Annotated in this window: 17 protein-coding genes; 10 read left to right on the forward strand and 7 right to left on the reverse strand. The window is 68.7% G+C overall.

The genetic code is table 11. The annotated features are described in order from the left end of the window. The first annotated feature begins 15 nt into the window (after positions 1-15). The 3 genes from ACYVN4_RS29090 to ACYVN4_RS29100 all read left to right on the forward strand — a co-directional run bounded on the left by ACYVN4_RS29090 (position 16) and on the right by ACYVN4_RS29100 (position 2,156). On the forward strand, positions 16-453 hold the full coding sequence (locus ACYVN4_RS29090) for an acyl-CoA thioesterase (protein ID WP_460726722.1): 438 nt from the start codon (positions 16-18) through the stop codon (positions 451-453). A 13-nt stretch (positions 454-466) separates the two neighbouring features. Beyond that, positions 467-1,141, forward strand: a complete 675-nt coding sequence (locus ACYVN4_RS29095) for a hypothetical protein (protein WP_460725199.1) — start codon at positions 467-469, stop codon at positions 1,139-1,141. Between the two features lie 286 nt (positions 1,142-1,427). Continuing rightward, positions 1,428-2,156: a dienelactone hydrolase family protein gene (locus tag ACYVN4_RS29100; RefSeq protein ID WP_460725200.1), complete on the forward strand. Its 729-nt coding sequence runs from the start codon at positions 1,428-1,430 to the stop codon at positions 2,154-2,156. 37 nt (positions 2,157-2,193) lie between these two features. Here ACYVN4_RS29100 and ACYVN4_RS29105 read toward each other — a convergent pair whose 3' ends face one another. Together ACYVN4_RS29105 and ACYVN4_RS29110 are read right to left on the reverse strand one after the other, a co-directional pair. Further along, on the reverse strand, positions 2,194-2,511 hold the full coding sequence (locus ACYVN4_RS29105) for an AzlD domain-containing protein (protein ID WP_460725201.1): 318 nt from the start codon (positions 2,509-2,511) through the stop codon (positions 2,194-2,196). Next, positions 2,511-3,263, reverse strand: a complete 753-nt coding sequence (locus tag ACYVN4_RS29110) for an AzlC family ABC transporter permease (protein WP_460725202.1) — start codon at positions 3,261-3,263, stop codon at positions 2,511-2,513. Before ACYVN4_RS29110 ends, ACYVN4_RS29105 begins: the two co-directional genes overlap by 1 nt. Positions 3,264-3,337: 74 nt before the next feature. Between ACYVN4_RS29110 and ACYVN4_RS29115 the strand changes: the two genes are divergently transcribed. After that, entirely contained in the window at positions 3,338-3,931 is a 594-nt protein-coding gene (locus ACYVN4_RS29115) for a helix-turn-helix domain-containing protein (RefSeq protein ID WP_460725203.1), read from the forward strand. 149 nt (positions 3,932-4,080) lie between these two features. Here ACYVN4_RS29115 and ACYVN4_RS29120 read toward each other — a convergent pair whose 3' ends face one another. Beyond that, on the reverse strand, positions 4,081-4,809 hold the full coding sequence (locus ACYVN4_RS29120; protein ID WP_460725204.1) for an HNH endonuclease: 729 nt from the start codon (positions 4,807-4,809) through the stop codon (positions 4,081-4,083). Between the two features lie 256 nt (positions 4,810-5,065). Here ACYVN4_RS29120 and ACYVN4_RS29125 point away from each other — a divergent pair, with 256 nt between their 5' ends. From ACYVN4_RS29125 to ACYVN4_RS29145, 5 genes are all read left to right on the forward strand, one after another. After that, entirely contained in the window at positions 5,066-5,470 is a 405-nt protein-coding gene (locus tag ACYVN4_RS29125; protein ID WP_460725205.1) for a globin, read from the forward strand. 152 nt (positions 5,471-5,622) lie between these two features. Beyond that, complete coding sequence (locus ACYVN4_RS29130; protein WP_460726724.1) at positions 5,623-7,227, forward strand: glycoside hydrolase family 13 protein; 1,605 nt, start codon at positions 5,623-5,625, stop codon at positions 7,225-7,227. A 78-nt stretch (positions 7,228-7,305) separates the two neighbouring features. Then, on the forward strand, positions 7,306-7,584 hold the full coding sequence (gene ctaJ / locus ACYVN4_RS29135; RefSeq protein WP_460725206.1) for an aa3-type cytochrome oxidase subunit CtaJ: 279 nt from the start codon (positions 7,306-7,308) through the stop codon (positions 7,582-7,584). Positions 7,585-7,594: 10 nt separating this feature from the next. Then, positions 7,595-8,038 (forward strand): DUF5130 domain-containing protein, encoded by a 444-nt coding sequence (locus tag ACYVN4_RS29140; RefSeq protein ID WP_460725207.1) that lies wholly within the window; start codon positions 7,595-7,597, stop codon positions 8,036-8,038. 191 nt (positions 8,039-8,229) lie between these two features. Beyond that, a complete protein-coding gene (locus tag ACYVN4_RS29145) occupies positions 8,230-8,613 on the forward strand; it encodes a helix-turn-helix domain-containing protein (protein WP_460725208.1) in 384 nt (127 codons plus the stop codon). A gap of 3 nt (positions 8,614-8,616) precedes the next feature. Here the strand turns inward: ACYVN4_RS29145 and ACYVN4_RS29150 are convergent, their stop codons facing one another. The 3 genes from ACYVN4_RS29150 to pepN form a co-directional block, all read right to left on the reverse strand. Further along, the gene (locus ACYVN4_RS29150; protein ID WP_460725209.1) at positions 8,617-9,204 is read right to left on the reverse strand and encodes a ClpP family protease; all 588 of its coding nucleotides are present in this window, start codon (positions 9,202-9,204) and stop codon (positions 8,617-8,619) included. Positions 9,205-9,250: 46 nt separating this feature from the next. After that, complete coding sequence (locus ACYVN4_RS29155; protein WP_460725210.1) at positions 9,251-9,853, reverse strand: ClpP family protease; 603 nt, start codon at positions 9,851-9,853, stop codon at positions 9,251-9,253. A gap of 339 nt (positions 9,854-10,192) precedes the next feature. After that, the gene (gene pepN / locus ACYVN4_RS29160) at positions 10,193-12,784 is read right to left on the reverse strand and encodes an aminopeptidase N (RefSeq protein WP_460725211.1); all 2,592 of its coding nucleotides are present in this window, start codon (positions 12,782-12,784) and stop codon (positions 10,193-10,195) included. A gap of 312 nt (positions 12,785-13,096) precedes the next feature. Between pepN and ACYVN4_RS29165 the strand changes: the two genes are divergently transcribed. After that, complete coding sequence (locus ACYVN4_RS29165) at positions 13,097-13,927, forward strand: phosphoribosylaminoimidazolesuccinocarboxamide synthase (protein WP_460725212.1); 831 nt, start codon at positions 13,097-13,099, stop codon at positions 13,925-13,927. On the opposite strand, the gene ACYVN4_RS29170 is transcribed toward ACYVN4_RS29165, so the two are convergent. Further along, a complete protein-coding gene (locus ACYVN4_RS29170; protein WP_460725213.1) occupies positions 13,924-14,625 on the reverse strand; it encodes an NAD(P)H oxidoreductase in 702 nt (233 codons plus the stop codon). The two genes, ACYVN4_RS29165 and ACYVN4_RS29170, sit on opposite strands and share 4 nt — an antisense overlap. Positions 14,626-14,690: the final 65 nt, after the last annotated feature.

The raw sequence follows: 14,690 nt of genomic DNA on the forward strand, positions 1-14,690 counted from the left end.
ACGCCCGCGCCGGGGGTGACCCCGGCCGCGGCCGAGCCCAAGCGTTTCCACACCACGGTGGAGGTGCGCTGGTCGGATATGGACGCCTTCCAGCACATCAACCATGCCCGCATGGTCACCCTGCTGGAGGAGGCGCGCATTCCGTGGCTGTTCCTCGACGAGCGACCGACCGTCAAGCTGCGGGCCGGTTGCGTGCTGGCCGACCTGCGGGTGCAGTACAAGGGTCAGCTCCGGCACGAGGATTCACCGCTGGACGTCTCCATGTGGATCGATCGGCTGCGCGCGGTGGACTTCACCGTCGGCTACGAGGTCCGGGCCGCCGGTGCGGCCCCGGACTCCCCGCCCGCGGTGATCGCCTCCACCCAGCTGGCCGCCTTCGATATCGACACCCAGCGCCTCCGTCGCCTCACCACCGAGGAACGCGACTACCTCGCGCTGTGGCTGAACGACTGACCCGAGATCGACTGTGTCGGGAGAACTGACCCTGTCCGTTCCGGATCCTGCGGAACGAGAGAACCTGGCCACCTTCATATCGCACGCGATACGCCTCGACCAGGCGGCCGTCATCCGGCTGCGCCGCCGCGGTGACCGCTACGTCTCCGCCTGGGCCGGTACCGGTTTCGAGGCGCTGGCGGTGCGTACGGTGGTGGCCGAACTCGGCATCGACGACGTGACGGTCGGCGCGGGTGCCATCCTCGCCGGTCTGCACGGCCCGGATGCCGCCCGCGCCTTCGGCCTCGGCTATGCCATGGACTCGTCCTGGCGCACCGCACTGCCCCCGGAGGCCGGGTTCGTCCACATCGATGACGTGCCCGCCCGCATGCTCGTCGAATTGGCCGAGCGCGGCGCCGAATTGGCGCAGGAGCACGGCAGCCGGCACGGCCCGCCCGCCGCGCTGCTGGATCAGCCGGTGCTGACCGTCTCCGGCGGCGATGAGCAGGTCGAGGTGCCGATGCGGGTGGTGTTCGCGCTCGCCGCCATGGATTTCATTCCGCACGGCGGCGAGAAGACCGACTCCCGGCGCATCTCGGTCGACGAGATCGTGCGGGTGCGCGCGGCCCGCACCTGGCTGCGCCTGGACGCCCGCTACGGGTCGGTCGCCCGCCGCCGCGGTCCGGCGCTTCCGCTGCTGCCGCATTGAGCTCGCCGGGCGGATTCGTGCCGCCCGGCAGTCGGCCCGTGTGCTTCGCGAGATCCCGCCCCCAATGCCCGGGGCACCGAATGTCCTGGCTCGTCATGGTTTTCGAGCCCGGATACGTTCGAGACGGGACGAACGCAACCATCGGGAGGTTGATCGCCATGATGATCTTGAGAAGCATGCTCGCGGGTGTGGCGCTGGCCATCGCGCTGCTGGTTCCGGCCTTCGCACCGGCGGCCGGGTGTTGACGCCGGTGCGCGCCGGGCGCGGTTGATCTAACTTTGGCGGCATGACCGATGTCGCAATCGTGACCGAGTGGGTCGACCTGAAGGTCGGCGATTCCGTAATGAGCGCCTACGTCGCTCGCCCGGCCGAGCCCGGGGATTACCCCGGAGTCGTTGTGGGACACGAGATCTACGGACTGCACGCCACGGCCCGGGCGGCCGTCGACCGCCTGGCAGGGCTGGGCGTCGTCGCCGTCATGCCGGACCTGTTCCATCGCAGCGCCCCGCGCGCCGAGCTGGAACTGCACGTCGACCGCGAGCGCGGCTTGGAGTTGCTGCGCACCCTGAGCCGCCCGGGCGTCGTCGACGACGTCGCGGCCTGCCTGGACGAATTGCGCCGTCGCGGTGCGGATTCGCTGAACATGGTCGGCTTCAGCGCGGGCGGCCACGTGGCCTACTACGCCGCGACCCAGCTGCCATTGGACGCCACCGCCGCGTTCTACCCGGGCTGGCTGACCAATACCGACATTCCGCTGTCCACCCCGGAACCGACGATCGACGCGACCTCCGGCATCACCGGCCGGATCGCGCTGTTCTTCGGCGGCGAGGATCCGCTCATCGACGCCGAGGCCCGCGACGAGCTCGAAACCGCCCTGAGCGCCAACGACATCCAGCACGAGATCGTCGTCTACGACACGGCCCCGCACGGCTTCCTGTTCCCGGGCCGGGACTGGTACCGGCCCGAGGTCGCCGAAGACGCGTGGGCCCGGCTCGCGGATCTGCTGCGCGGCTAGCCGATTCGACCCGTGCGGGATCGCGCGGGTGCAGCGGTCAGTGCACGCCGAGCATGCGCAGCCCGGCCGTGACCACGGCCGCGGACAGGATCACCACCAGCAGCGGCGCCCGCTTCCACGCCAGCCCCGCCGCGACGAGCACGCCCGCGGGCAGCGCCCAGCCGAATTGGCTTCCGCCCGCGGGCATCAGCGTGGTGACCGCCAGCGCGGTCAGCAACACCACCGACGCGATTTCCAGCAACCGAATGGTGCGCGGGGAGATTTTGACCCGGCTGCGCAGCAGCGGCCCCGCGAATCGAAAGGCGAAGGTGCCCACGGCCAGCGCCATCGCACCCATCAACAATGCCTTGGTCATCAGGCGGACCCTGCTGCCGCGGTGACATTGTCGATGTCGCCGGGTTCCGTCGCGGCGGTCTCGTCGGCGGTCTTCGACTCCGTCGTACCCGCGCGTCGCACGACGAGCAGGACCGCGGCCAGGGCGAGCAGGACCGGCAGGCCCGCACCCAGGAACGGGGTGGTGACGGCCGCGATAGCCGCACCCGCGAGAGCCGCTGTGCGGGTGAGGGGTTCGCGCAGTGCGGGCAGGACCAGGGAGAACAGGACGGCCGGGAAGACGGCGTCCAAACCGAAGGCGTTGGGGTTCGGCACGATCGCGCCGAGGACCGCGCCGATGGCCGCGCCCAGCGGCCACGCCGCCAGCACCGCGAGCCCGCACAGCCAGTAGGCGGCCCGTCGCCGATCCCGGTCCGGCTGGGCCAGCGCCATGGCGACCGACTCGTCGTTCATGACGTGGGTGCCGAGCAGTCGCCGCCAGCCGGTGCCGACCACATCGGGCACCGACAGCCCGTAGGGCAGGTGCCGGGCATTGACCAGCAGCCCGGCCAACACGGCCGCGACCAGGCCGCCGCCCGCGGTGAGGATGCCGATGAACACGAATTCCGAGCCGCCCGCGACCACCGCCACGCTCATCAGCACCGGCAGCCAGGCGGGGAATCCCGAGGTCACGGCGGTAGCGCCGTAGGATATGCCGATCATGGCGACTGCCAAGCAGATCGCCGCGATACCTGTGAGCACACCCCGATCGAGTGTTCGCCATGCCGAACGCATGTTTTCTATAATGAACACAGGAGGCCGGGTTCGTCAAAGGGGCACCCCCATATCCCGGTACTGTGAACCACATCATGAGCCAGTCAGACAGCTCCCTGCCGGTCCCCGCGCCGGAGACGCCCGGGTCTCCGCAGGAGGCCATCGCCGCCGCCCTGCGCCGCGAGCGGGCTCGCTCCGGGCTCTCGCTGACCGAGGTCGCCAAGCGCGCCGGAATCGCCAAATCGACACTGTCGCAACTGGAGTCGGGATCCGGCAATCCCAGCATCGAAACCCTGTGGGCGCTCTGCATCGCCCTGGACATCCAGTTCTCGCGACTACTGGATCCGCCGAGCCCGGCGGTACAGGTCATTCGAGCGGGTGAGGCCCCGGCCCTGGCCTCGGGGCAGTCCGAATATCGCATCGCCCTGCTGGCCGCCTCGCCGCCCGCGGTCCGCCGCGACATCTACCGGCTCACCGCCGAACCCGGTCACCCCCGCGAATCCGATCCCCACAGCCGCGGTGTCGTCGAACATGTCGTCCTGTGCGTCGGCAGCGCGCGCGTCGGCCCCGCCGACGCGCCCGTGCACCTCGAGCCCGGCGACTACATCTGCTACCCCGGCGACATGCCGCACGTCTTCGAGGCGCTCGAACCGGGCACCTGGGGCATGCTGATCAGCGAATACAGCTGATCGCCGAATTGTGCTGCTGCGCCGGGGATCTCGGTGCGTCATCCCCTGACGGCGGGTGATCGACGGTCCGCGCGAGGCGGCCCAGGATCATCCGAGTTTGCCGACGCCCGGGGCTGCCTTCGAGGCGGTCCCGGGCCGTTCCATCCGGCTCAGGCCGCGCCCTCGCCGAGGTACTGCAGCCAGGTCGGGTCGAGCTCGTTGCTGGCCGAGAGCAACCGCCAGTGCGGGCCCTTCGGGGCGACCATCGGGTGGTGCAGGATCCAGCCGAGTTCGCTGAGCATCTTGTCGGCCTTGCGGTGATTGCACGGCGCGCAGGAGGCGACGCAGTTCTCCCACGAGTGCGCGCCGCCGCGGCTGCGCGGAATCACGTGGTCGATGGTTTCGGCCTTGCCGCCGCAGTAGGCGCAGCGGTAGCGGTCGCGGTGCATGAGGGCGGCCCGGGTCATCGGTACCCGTGCCCGGTAGGGGACGCGCACGTAGTTGCGTAGTCGGATGACCGAGGGGAGTGCCACCGCGGTTCCGGCGGAATGCACGACCGGACCCTCCGGATTGTCGTGCACGGTGTCGGCCTTGTCGCAGATCAGCAACACGATGGCGCGGCGCGCAGACAGCGCGGTGAGGGGCTCGTAAGTCGCGTTGAGCAGCAGTACACGCCGTTTCGCCCAGGCGGGAACGGGTGCTGCGCTGGGCGGATGATGCGAATGGTCGCGGTGGTCGCCCGGATGGGCAGGCTCGGGATGAGCGCCCGGGTGATGCTCGGCATGAGAATGTTCGGACAGCAAGTGCAGCGGAGTGGCCCCCGACCCACGATTGTGGACGTCGGCGGGCTGGAGTTGTCGATGCGTCCGCGCCTCACGGGCGCCGTGCCGCTGCTTCATGGGCCATACCCCGGTTTCGTATTCGTCCGATTGTGTGGTATCTCGGCAGACTGCCACCCAGTTGACCATGGAATCGCGCACAATGCCATCTCTTTCGACACATTGTCGGGCACATTCGGATGAACAGGGCGTGACAATTCCCAGGACCGGTCTCCGGCGGCCTGTCGGGGCGGTATTTCACCAGCTCAGCGGCGGGTTTGTGACCTTGTCGTGCTGGACTGGGCGGGGTCCGATCCGGACACGGCAGAATGGGGGCGTGACTTCCGGCGAGCAGACTGCAACTTCCTTCTACGAGGCCGTGGGCGGCGAGAAGACCTTCCATCGGATCGTGGCGGCCTTCTACCGCGAGGTGGCGGCCGACGAGGTGCTGCGGCCGCTGTATCCGGAAGCGGATCTGGGTCCTGCCGAGCGGCGGCTGCGGATGTTCCTCGAGCAGTACTGGGGTGGCCCGCGGACCTACTCCGACGAGCGCGGCCACCCGCGGCTGCGGATGCGGCATCACCCGTTCAAGGTCGGGCCGATCGAGCGCGACGCGTGGCTGCGGGCCATGCACATCGCGGTCGCCGAGATCGAGCCGGAGGTGCTCGATGCCGAGCATCGGCAGCAGCTGCTGAACTACTTCGAGATGGCTGCCAATTCGCTCATGAACTCGCCTTACTGAATTCGTATCGCAGAAGTCGCCGTGCCCCACAGCGTTTCCGGCCGCCTGCGGTCGGCCGCTGATCATTTGCTGAAACTGGACAACTCCGTACGACGCGCCCGCGAAAGACGCTGTGCTTTGGCACCATTACGGCTGTGAGCGACGTTTCCGAAATGAGCACGGCTGCCGCGGCCGCGGCCGAACCGGCCGGTGCCGTGCCCGCCCCGTGGTGGCAGTCGGCCGTGTTCTACCAGGTCTACCCCCGTTCCTTCGCGGACTCCGACGGTGACGGCGTGGGCGATCTGGGCGGATTGCGCGACAGGCTGGGCTATCTCGAACTGCTCGGCGTGGACGCGCTGTGGATCTGTCCGGTGATGCGGTCGCCCATGGCCGACGGCGGCTACGACGTCTCCGATCCGCGCGATATCGATCCGCTCTTCGGCGGGATCGAGGCGCTGGACGAGATCATCGCCGAGGCGCACGACCGCGATATGCGGGTCACCATGGATCTGGTGCCCAATCACACCAGCGATCAGCATCCGTGGTTCCGGGCCGCGCTGGCGGCCCGGCCGGGGAGTCCGGAGCGGGCGCGCTACCACTTCCGTGACGGGCGCGGGCCGGACGGCGCTGTGCCGCCGAACAATTGGCCGAGCATCTTCGGCGGTCCGGCCTGGACCCGGGTGAAAGAACCGGACGGTAGACCCGGGCAGTGGTACCTACACATCTTCGCGGCCGAGCAACCCGATCTGAACTGGGAAAACCCTGAGATCGCAGCCGATTTCGAGCACACCCTGCGGTTCTGGCTGGACCGCGGCGTGGACGGCTTCCGGCTCGACGTCGCGCACGGCATGGCCAAACCCGCGGGTCTGCCCGACATGGAGCATGTTCCGACGCAGATGCTGCATCTCGAGGACGACGATCCGCGCTTCAACAATCCCGGCGTGCACGAGATCCACCGGCTGATCCGCACGGTCATGAACGAGTACCCGAACGCGGTGTCGATCGGCGAGGTGTGGGTCAACGACAACACCCGGTTCGGCGAATACGTCCGCCCGGACGAGCTGCACCTGGCCTTCAACTTCCGGCTGGCCCAGACTCCCTTCCACCCGGACCGGATTCGCTCCGCCGTCGACAATTCACTGCAGGCGGTCGCCTGGGTCGGGGCGTCGCCCACCTGGACCTTGTCCAATCACGACATCGAGCGCGAGGTCACCCGCTACGGCGGCGGGGCCGAAGGCCAGGCGCGAGCGCGGGCCATGATCATGCTCGAGCTGGCGCTGCCGGGCGCGGTATTCGTCTACAACGGAGCCGAATTGGGGCTGCCGAACGTGGACGACCTGCCGGAAGCGGCATTGCAGGACCCCACCTGGGAACGCTCCGGGCACACCGAGCGCGGCCGCGACGGCTGCCGGGTGCCGCTGCCCTGGGAGGGGCAGCAGCCGCCGTTCGGGTTCACCACGGGCACACCGTGGTTGCCGATGCCGCCCGACTGGGCGGCCGTGACCGTGGAGGCGCAGCTGGAGCGCCTGGATTCGATGCTGTCGCTGTATCGGATGGCGATCGAATTGCGGGCCGTCCGGCCGGAATTCAAGGGTCAGGGCTTCGAGTGGTACGGGAGTCCGCCCGGCTGCCTGGCCTTCCGGCGCGAGGGCGGATTGCTGTGCGTGCTGAACGCCACCGATGCGCCGATCCTGTTGCCGGCCGGGGAGGTGTTGCTGACCAGCGCACCCGTCAGCGCGCGGAAGCTGCCGGCGAACTCGACCGCCTGGTTGGTCTGAAAGGCGATTGTTACGACACGGTCGCACTAACCCTTACCGGTCGTAGTAGTCGCGATGGCATCGACTACCGTTGGGCCGGTGAGCATTCTCCAGACAGTGCTGATCTACGTCGGCATCCCGTTGGCGATCTATCTGGTGATCGCCGGCTTGTCGTTCCTCGGCAAGCCGCTGCCGGGCAAGCGACCGGATCACTACGAACTCGGTGACCAGTGGACGCAGCCTCCGGTGCTGTGGAGCGCGACCGATGAGGTGACCGGATCCGGTCACCACGACACTGCTGATTCGCATGGCAGCCATGCGGCAATTGATTCCGCCCCCGCGGAGCTGATCGGAGGCCGGGCAAGTGGCAAGTTCTAATTGGCCCGCGGTGAACGAAGCCGAACTACCCCACGGCTGGGCGGTCACGGTCAGCGGTCGCGTCTCCGGTGTGCACGAGGCCGGTGACATCTTCGCCGACGTCCCGTTCACCGACCGCGAGCGGCTGCTCATGGACAACGCGCTCACCGATGCCACCCGCGCCACCAAGGTGCGCTTCAACATATTCATCGGCGACCTGGGCGCCGACTCCGGCGCCGGGGTCGACGCGCTGTTCCCGTCCACCCCCGAGGCCGCCCGCTCGGTCCTCATCGCGGTGGACCCGAACACCAGCTCCGTCGAGGTCCGCTCCGGCCGCGACGTCGCCGAGCGTGCCAACGACCGCGTCTGCCAGCTCGGCGCGACCGCCGCCACCAGCTCTTTCCGTCAGGGTGAGCTGATCGACGGCCTGGTTTCCGCCGTGCGCGTGATGGCCGCCGCCATCGGCCGCGTCTAGCCGACGCTCAGTAGTGCAGGGGCTTCGCCCCTGAAACCCCAAGGGCAGTTTGGGGGCTCAGCCCCCAAACCCCGAGGGGAAGGATTCGGCCCGCACCTGGGTGGTGCGGGCCGTCTGCATTTCAAGGGGATGGAGTTCGCCCACAGCAGATCGGGGCGCGCGGGCCGGGGTGCGGAATTTACGCTCGGGGTATGGCCGAGCATCCGCGTTTGACAGCTATCCCCGGTGGTCTCGACGAGTCGGCGCGCCCGAGGGAACGCAAGGCTCCTGCCGAGCGGGAGCCGCTGTGGCGGGAGGCGCTCGGCGAGCAATTGCGGGCAATGCGACTCGAGCAGGGCGAGAAGCTCACCGAAACCGCTGGGCGGGCCGGGATTTCACCGCAGTACCTCTCCGAGGTCGAGCGCGGCCGCAAGGAACCGTCCAGCGAGATGATCGCGGCTCTGGCGGGCGCGCTCGGCATCAGCCTGGGGAACCTCACCCTGCAGGTCGCCGAACAGCTGCGTCGCCGTCAGCTCGCCACCTTCTCTCGCACCTCCGCGCCCCAGGCGTACTCCGGTCTGCTGCTGGCCGCCTGATCCTCAGCGGGGGCCGAGGATGGTGTCGGCCAGGCCGTAGGCGATGGCGGCTTCGGGGGTGAAGACGCGGTCGCGGTCGGTATCGCGGCGGAGGGTTTCGGGGGATTGGCCGGTGTGGGCGGCGAGGATGGACTCGATCTGGGCTCGGATGCGGACGATCTCGTCGGCTTGCAGGATGAGGTCGGGGATGGTGCCCTGGCCTCGGATCGCGGGTTGGTGCAGCACGATTCGGGAGTGGGGGAGGACGTTGCGGCGGCCCTTCGCGCCGCCTGCCAGCAGGACGGCGCCGACCGCGATGGCTTGGCCGACGCAGGTGGTGACCACCGGCGACTGGATGTGCTGGATGGTGTCGTAGATGGCGAGCATGGCCGACAGGTCGCCGCCCTCGCAGTTGATGTAGAGGTTGATGTCCTGGCCGGGGCTTTCCGCGTCCAGGTGCAGCAGTTGCGCGATGAGGGCGTTCGCGACGCCGGAGTCGATGGGGGTGCCGAGGTAGACGATGCGCTCGGTGAGCAGGTGCGAGTAGACGTCCATGATGCGTTCGCCGCGCGGGTCGCGGGCGATCACGTTGGGGATGGTGTAGCTGGTCATGCCGTGCCTCCTGGAGATGGGCCGGGGCTCAGGGGATTACGCCGAGTCAGGCGGAGATGCCCAGTCGCGGGCGTTCGGGGATGACCTGGTGGAAGTTCTCCACGATGTGGTCGATGAAGCCGTAGTCGCGGGCCTGGGTGGCGGTGAACCAGCGGTCGTGCAGGGAGTCCTCGAAGACCTGGTCGTAGGGCTGGCCGGTGTCGGCGGCGATCAGGCCCAGCACGGTCTGCACGGTGTAGCGCAGGTCGTCGGCCTGCACCTCGACCTCGACGGCGCTGCCGCCGATGCCCGCCGAACCCTGGTGCATCAGGACGCGGGCGTGCGGGAGCGCGAAGCGACGGCCCGGAGTGCCCGAGGAGAGGAGGAATTGCCCTGCGCTGCAGGCCAATCCGAGGGCCAGGGTGGAGACCTCGCAGGGAACCAGGCGCATCACGTCGCGGATCGCGAGCATGGCGGGCACCGAGCCGCCCGGCGAGTGGATCCACAGCGAGATTCCTGCCTCGGGGTCCTCGGCGGCGAGTGCCATCAGCTGGGTCATGAGCAGGGTGCCGTTGTCGTCGTCGAGCGGACCGTCCAGCACCAGCACCCGGCGGGTGTAGAGCTGTTCGCGGGTGCGCCAGTTGAACATCGGAGTCTTGTTGTCGGCCATGGCTCCACGGTGCCGCAGCGGGACCCGGAAAGTCGCGCCACGCTGCCCTGAGCAGATCCGCTCACAGCAGCGCGAATCCATCGCACGGCAGCGCAGGGCGTGACCCCGGAACCGGGGGCACCGGTTCGGCGGTCTACAAACCGCTGCCCGCACGTCCTAACGTGCTGAGCGCCAGGGGATTCGAGATCTGCCCATCTCGTCGACCGGGTCGCCCGCACGGCCTGCCCTGGTGAGGGGAAAGTCCCCCGGAACTCCGGGGGGAACGGCGACAGCCCTCCCGACTTGTGTACGGGAGGGCTGTCGTCGTCGAAAGGTGTTGCCGGACTTGCTCCGATCTTGCTACGAACCGTCGAAGGTGCGGGCGCGCAGCGAGCGTTCGATGCCCGCCTTGCCCTCGACCACCAGGCGGCGCAGGGCCGGCGGGTGGTCGCCGCCGAGGAACTTGTCGGCCACGGCGACCGCGTCCTCGGTGACCGCCCAGTGCGGGTACAGGCCGACCACGACGGTCTGGGCGACCTCGCTCGAGCGCCGCTCCCACACCGAGGCGATCTCGGCGAAATACCGCTCCACGTACGGGGTCAGCAACTGCGCCTGACCGGCCGGGGCGAACCCGGCGACGATGGCGCGGGCGGTGATATTGGCGACCGAGTCGTCACCCATGACGGTGTCCCACGCCTGCTCCTTGACCGCCGCCTGCGGGCGCGCGGTGGCCGCCGCGGCGGCCTGACGGCGACCCGCCGCGGTGTTGTCGCGGGCGAGTTCCTCATCGATGAGCGGGGTTTCGAGGCCGTCGGAGTCGATGGCTCCGGCGGCCGCGAGCGCCTGGGTGAGCCGCCAGCGCAGGTCGGTGTCCACGGTCAGGCCGGACAGGCCGACACCTTCCGGGTCACCGGCGAGCAGCTGCCGCAGCACCTGCACGTGCTGCGGCGAGAGCAGCGACCCGGTCAGCGCATTGACGAACGCCAGCTGGTGATCGGAGCCCGCACCGGCGGCGCGCGCCAGTTCCAGCAGCCGGTCGGCGTAGGCGGGCCAGCCCTGCGCGGTCGCCCACTCCGGGTCGGCGTACGCGCCGAGCGCGGTGTTGGCCTGCATGAGAAGCCGTTGCACGACACCGATCTCGGTCTCCGCGCCGACGCCGGACTGCACCAGCGCCACGAAGTCGCGGGCCTTCATCTCGGCCTGGCGGGTCATCTCCCAGGCGGCCGACCAGGCCAGGGTGCGCGGCAGCGGCTCGGCGATATCGGCGATGCGTGCCACCACGGTGTCGAGCGAGTCGGCGTCCAGGCGGACCGAGCAGTAGGTGAGGTCGTCGTCGTTGACCAGCACCAGCTTGCCGCGGCCGACACCGATCAGTTCCGGCACCTCGGTGCGCTCGGCCGGATCGATGTCGAGCTCGACGCGCTTGGTGCGCACCAGCTTTCCGTCCTGATCGTCGTACACGCCGATGGCCAGGCGGTGCACGCGACGCTCACCGGCACCGGGGGCCGCGCCCTCCTGGATGACGGCGAAGGACGCGAAATTGCCGTCCGCGTCCACGGTGAAGTCGGGACGCAGGATGTTCAGGCCGGTGGTCTTGAGCCACTGCGCACCCCAGTCCGACAGGTCGCGGCCCGACGCCTTCTCCAGCGCTCCCACCAGATCGTCGAAAGTGGCGTTGCCGTAAGCGTGTTCGGTGAAGTAGTCGCGCAGGCCCGCCAGGAACGGCTCCTCACCGACGTATGCCACCAGCTGCTTGAGCACCGAAGCGCCCTTGGCATAGGTGATTCCGTCGAAGTTGACCTCGACGGCGGCCAGGTCCGGGATGTCGGCGGCGATCGGGTGGGTCGAGGGCAGCTGGTCCTGCCGGTACGCCCAGGACTTCTCGACATTCGCGAAAGTGGTCCAGGCATTGGTGTATTCGGTCGCCCCGACCTGGCACAGCACCGACGCGAAGGTGGCGAACGACTCGTTCAGCCACAGGTCGTCCCACCACCGCATGGTGACCAGGTCGCCGAACCACATGTGCGCCATCTCGTGCAGCACGGTCTCGCAGCGGCGCTCGTAGGAGGCGCGAGTCACCTTGGAGCGGAAGACGTAATCCTCGAGGAAGGTGACCGCGCCAGCGTTCTCCATGGCCCCGGCATTGAATTCGGGGACGAACAGCTGGTCGTACTTGCCGAAGGCATACGGCACACCGAAATTGGTGTGGTAGAAGCCGAAGCCCTGCTTGGTTTCGGTGAAAAGCCGCTCGTGGTCCATGAATTCGGCCAGCGAGGCGCGGCAGTAGATGCCCAGCGGGATCTCGCCGTGCGAATCACGGTAGGAATCGGTCCATTTCGCGTACGGACCGGCGATCAGGGCCACCAGGTAGGTACTCATGCGCGGGGTGGTCGCGAAGGTGTGCCGCAGCACCGCGCCGATCTTGTGGGTCTCGACGATCGCGCCGTTGGAGATGACCTCCCAGTCCTCGGGCGCGGTGACGATCACGTCGTAGGTGGCCTTGAGGTCGGGCTGGTCGAAGCAGGCGAACATGCGCTTGCAGTCGGCGGTCTCGAACTGCGAGTACAGGTAGACCTTGTTGTCGGTGGGGTCGACGAAGCGGTGCAGGCCCTCGCCGGTGTTGGAGTATTCGCCGTCGGCCTCGACCACCAGCTCGTTGTTGGCGGCCAGGTTCGGCAGGGTCAGGCCCTGCTCCTGGTCGTAGCCGCTGACGTCCAGGCTCACGCCGTTGAGCACGGCCGAGCGCACGCCCGCGCCGACGAAGTCGATGAAGGTCTGCGCGCCCGGGGTCGCGGTGAAGGTGACCGTCGCCTTGGTGTGGAAGCTCTCCCGGCGCGGCGCTTCGGCATCGGTGGGCTGTCCGGTCAGATCCAGTTCGACCCGGTAGTTCTCGACCTGGACCGTCGCGGCGCGTTCGATCGCCTGCTCGCGGGTGAGATTCGGTTCGGACAAGGGAGGCTCCTTAGCTCTCGGAGAACTGCTGCCGTACAGGTGCACCCGGCTCACCGGGCGGCGTTGCCCGGGACTCGGTGCGGAATGCGGTGCGTCCACGCGGGCCATCGAGCGGACCAACAAATTCTCCACTCGCGACCCGGCACGGACACGACGTTCCCACAATGCCACGTCCCACCCACGCGTGGCGCGGGCCCGCGCGAGCCGGTTGCTCCTGGTCGCGGCGATCGAGCGTGCGACCGGGCGTCGGGGCGAGCGGTACGCGTCGGTAAGCTCTGCGGCGGCAGCAATCGCCCAGCACGAGGAGGACCGTTGAAGCACATCCACGCCGGTAAGGTGCGCGACCTGTACGAGGACGGCGACTCGCTGATCCTGGTCGCATCCGATCGGGTGTCGGTGTACGACGTGGTCCTGCCGACCCCGATCCCGGACAAGGGTGCGCTGCTCACCCAGCTGTCGAACTGGTGGTTCGGGTTCTTCGCCGATGTGCCCAACCACATTCTGTCCACCACCGACGTGCCCGCCGAGTTCGCCGGCCGCGGGGTGCGGGTCAAGCCGCTGAAGATGGTGAAGGTCGAGTGCGTGGCGCGCGGCTACCTGACCGGTGGCGGCCTGGCCGAATACCAGCGCTCCGGAACCGTGTCCGGCATCGCGCTGCCGCCCGGCCTGCGCGACGGCGACAAGCTGCCCGAGCCGATCTTCACCCCGAGCACCAAGGCCGATGTCGGGCACGACGAGCCGATCAGCTTCGAGGACGTGGTGAACCAGGAGGGCAAGGAGGTCGCCGAGCGGCTGCGCGACCTGACCCTCGACATCTACGCCCGCGGCGCCGCGCACGCCGCCGCGCGCGGCGTGATCATCGCCGACACGAAGATCGAACTCGGTTGGGACGGTGACGTTCTCACCGTCGGCGACGAGGTGCTGACCTCGGACTCCTCGCGCTTCTGGCCCGCCGACGACTACGAGCCCGGCCGCCCGCAGAAGTCCTTCGACAAGCAGTTCGTACGTGACTGGTCCACCTCGACCGGCTGGAACAAGGAATACCCGGGTCCCGAGATCCCGCCCGAGGTGATCGAGGTGACCCGGCAGAAGTACGTCGGGGCCTACGAGATGATCACCGGCCAGACCTGGAACGGCGTCTAGACCGTAATCGCTTCGGCGGCAAGGAAGTCCGCCAGGAAACCGTCGGCCCGGCGCTCCAGCTCGGCGTATTGCGCCGTGCGTTCCGCGCCGACGGTGGGCGCCTCGATGAGCAACTGCCCGTCGGCGTCGAGGCGCTGACGGCGTTCTTCGGCGTCGGGCACCAGACCGACTGCCGAGTACGAGAAGCCGCAGTAGTACGCGATTCCCACATTGAGCTGGCCCTCGAGGGTCTGCTGCATGACGGGAACGAGTGGATCGTCCGAGCCCAACCCGCCCAGGCCGAGCCACAGTATCCGCTTGCCCGCCAGTCGGGGCTTGCTGCGGCCGTAGGCGAGCCCGTAGTTCCACACCCGGTCGATCCAGCCCTTGAGCAGTGCGGGCACGCTCGCCCAATAGACCGGGAAGACGGCTACCACCGCATCGGCGGCGAAGATGCGATCCATGTGCTCGTGGACCTCGGGGGAGTAGGTCTTCTCGCGGTTGCCCCAGTCCGGCTGATCGGCCTCGGTCATGCGGGGATCGAAGCCCTCGGCTCGCAGATCCAGCAGGTCGACGCGATATCCGGCCGCCTGCAGCCGGGTGACGGTGCGGTCGGCGATGTACGCGGTCAGGGAATCGGAGCGGTGGTGGGCTACCACGACCAGGGCGGTGCGGGTTTGTCGATCGCTGTCCCGATGGTCGATACCGTTGTGCGACAAGGAATTGCCTCCTGAATGCAGGTCGTGCGTCCGTTCGGTGATTCCAGTACACCGGTATGAACGTG

This window comes from Nocardia heshunensis, from assembly GCF_054782115.1.